Annotated in this window: 1 protein-coding gene; it reads right to left on the minus strand. The window is 57.1% G+C overall.

Going from position 1 to position 3105, the window contains the following annotated elements:
- Positions 1-16: 16 nt before the first annotated feature.
- Entirely contained in the window at positions 17-2026 is a 2010-nt protein-coding gene (locus tag ACL03I_RS39095) for a restriction endonuclease (protein ID WP_412808610.1), read from the minus strand.
- Positions 2027-3105: the final 1079 nt, after the last annotated feature.

Consider the following 3105-nt stretch of genomic DNA (forward strand, 5'->3'; position numbering starts at 1 on the left):
CCGCACGATGGTTCGGTTAGGCGTTATCCGGCTGCAGACCCCTCTCAATCGCAGCCGCAAGGGCACGAAGGCGCCTCGCTGCCGGTCGTGCATCACCAATCCGGTAGGTCGCGTAACGCGGGTCTTGTACGACCTCGATACTCCGAATGATGTCCGAGTCAAGGCGATCGAACAGTCGGAACGTCTCAAGTAGCTCGTCAACATTTGGCGCCAATTGAGACCCACGCTCAATCAGCGAAATATCACGGGCAGAAACTACCTCCTCCGTTTCTGACTCAACTTTCAGTCGAGAAATTACGAGAGACAAAATGTCAAGCTCACGCTGGCGCGCGTCGATTAGGTTAGCCAGCCGTGATAATCCATCTGGGACCTCGAACAGGATTCCGAGATCCGCTGGCCTTAGTCCAAGCGCCTCGGACGAAGTGACGACTTGCCCCAACTCATCAGCGGTGATGAGTGCCCACTGCTTCTTCTGAGCCATATTCTTAATTGTATCGCCGCTGAACGCCGGACCAATGATTGCAACGAATTCTGCAGATCGCTTTTCTTTATGCGTGGCAATCGCTATATCGCTCACATTGTTGTGTACAATACGGCCAGACGACGTTGACTTTCCGTCGACAATCGCAGTCCGCAATGAACCGTTCTTGTCGTACCATTGCACTAGGATATCAGTGTCGCCAGAGCCACTAATCCGCTGCGCATGGAAGCCCATACGTTTGAAAGCACTCTCGATGCATCCCTCGAAGGCCGCACCGGGTGCTCCTCCATCGGCCGACGGGTCGACGGCGGTACGCATCAGCGATTCCACGATGTGGGAGACTTCGTCTGGTCCACACAGCGCCGGTGGTACCAATGCGGGCGCTGGCTCCAGTTCCGTAGTGGCCTTAAGCAGGCGTGGTTCAACGAGTGGGAGTGTCTCAATAAGGCGTAACCCCGTCGCCGTGGCCTGAACCGAAGACCAAGATGTTTCGACGAGTAGGCCCGACTCAACCATAAAAGCCGTAAGCCACCGGACCTTGTCCGTATTCAGACCATACTTCGCACCCTCTTGATACAGATCATTCCGTGGAATATTAATCGCCGCGGTGCGGATCAGTTCGCCGACGAACTTCATGTGGGCATGAAGGATTCGAATGAAGTCAATATCCGAACCTGACTGCAGCCATGCCTTAGCCGCTGGCGTTGCTGAGAATACTCCGCGACGAACTTCTTGCAGTAGTCCAGCAGCTCGCATAAATGGCAACATAGAATCAACACTGCTACGCTTTAGGCCAAACCTATCCGCAATAAAGCTCAACAGCTTCTCTTTTTCGATCTGGTCCGCCGCCGCCGCAATGCACACTCTCATGTTTTCAATTTTATTGGGGTCGTCTTTTGGGCTCGGAACCCAAATATTGTAGGTTTTTCTAGCATCTTGGGCACCCTGAGTTGAGGCTAGCTGCTCAAGGAGTACAGCAATCTCTTCTGGTACATCAGGTATCTCAACCGAGTCGCTTGAGTCGTGAATCACCAACGCGGAGGGCGTTACGATTTCCCAGGTGGCAAAGAGTGCACGGCCCTCGGGAGTCGCGCTTTGCTTCCGTTCCCCGAGCCATTCGGTCATCCCCAAGACTTCAAGCCACGTCATCCGAAGTCGCGTATTATTCACGGTTTTCCAATCGAGGTTATATGACTCGACTAATTCGGCGTTGACCTCTTCGACCGTTAGCGGCTCACGCACGAGAAATCCAAGTACCTCTGCGAAGTATCGGATTCGGTCAGCCATCAAAGAAGCGAGACGTGAGCGCGATTCGTCGGCGAGCAGTTCGGAGCCGTCGGCGGTCAACCGAAGGACGCCCTTTCGTTTCTGGACTAATCCCATTGGGCCAAGCACGTATGAGTATTGCCGCCAAGTCTTTGATGGACCAACATTCGACAGTAGCGGGCGCACGTCGAGATCAATAGCTTTACCGTTGCCAATCAGCCGAACGAGCTCAAGAGTGAGCGGGAACATTTCGTCTTTCCCGCACAGGAGGTTCGGCACAGATGACGCCTGTCGCATCCACTTGTTTCGCTGAATCGCGAGAGCGGCACTGTCCAAACTAGCGGCCGATTGCCTGTTGCCTGTGCTGCGGTGGCCTGGCTTCACCATCTTCTTCGTGCTCCATTTCCCCGGCCCCCAAATCTACTGACCCAAAAAAACTTTACATGACCTTATACCATAGATCCTTGAGCAAATCCCAAACATTCCTGAGACAAGCTCCCCGCTCTTGCCGCACACCTGGGCGTCTACCGAGTTAGTCGGGCTGCTGAGCCAACCGCGGAGGCGCCACGAGCGACGCAGCCGGTGCCGGTTGTTCCGGTCCCAGCGGCGTACACCCCGAGAACGGCTGCCAGGTATGGCAACGTTCCGATGATCAGACGATACATTTCGCCCCTGACAGTTCGGTGCTGCCGGACGAACGCGGATACTGTTCTCCGGCCGGCGAAGAACCGCGACCGCGCCAACTGATGCAGGATCGCCTGCACCGGCACCGAGGTCTGGCTCACCCAGTATTCGCGCCGCCGGATCGTTCGGCGGCGGCGTCCCGCCACGCGACCAGAAACTCGTGCTCTGCCCGTGACTGGGGCCGAACCACGGCTCACCCACCGACAGCACTGCCATGGTGGCCGGAACAGGTCACCGCAAACCCCGCGGCGGCGGCCATCGCTGGCCACCGTCTTGGATACGCTGCTCACACTAGGAGGAGAAGCGATCTCACGAGCAACTCGAACCGAGAACGCCAAGGACGAACTCGGTCTCCGAGCGTTTCTCGACTATCTGTTTGCGTTGGCAGAGCAGGCCGAAAGAGACGCTGCGCGCGAGCGCCAAAGCGCTGGGGACGCGCTAACCGCTGATGGCCCATCTGAAGAACAGCCATAACAGCCCGCAACCGGCGCCCCTACAAGCGACGGACACCGGTCGCTACCGGAGGCGGTGAGACCTGATGCGTGCGCATATATCTCACCGTCTCCGCTCGTCCGGCACCTGTTCCGCGGTCGGGTGCTGTGCTTCACCGGCGGCAGGTGTGGGTGAGGTTTCCCCTCTTTGCGGGGAGGAGTCCGGCAAAGCGGGGGTGCAAA

The sequence above is a fragment of the Nocardia sichangensis genome, assembly GCF_047200615.1.
GTDB lineage: Bacteria > Actinomycetota > Actinomycetes > Mycobacteriales > Mycobacteriaceae > Nocardia > Nocardia sichangensis.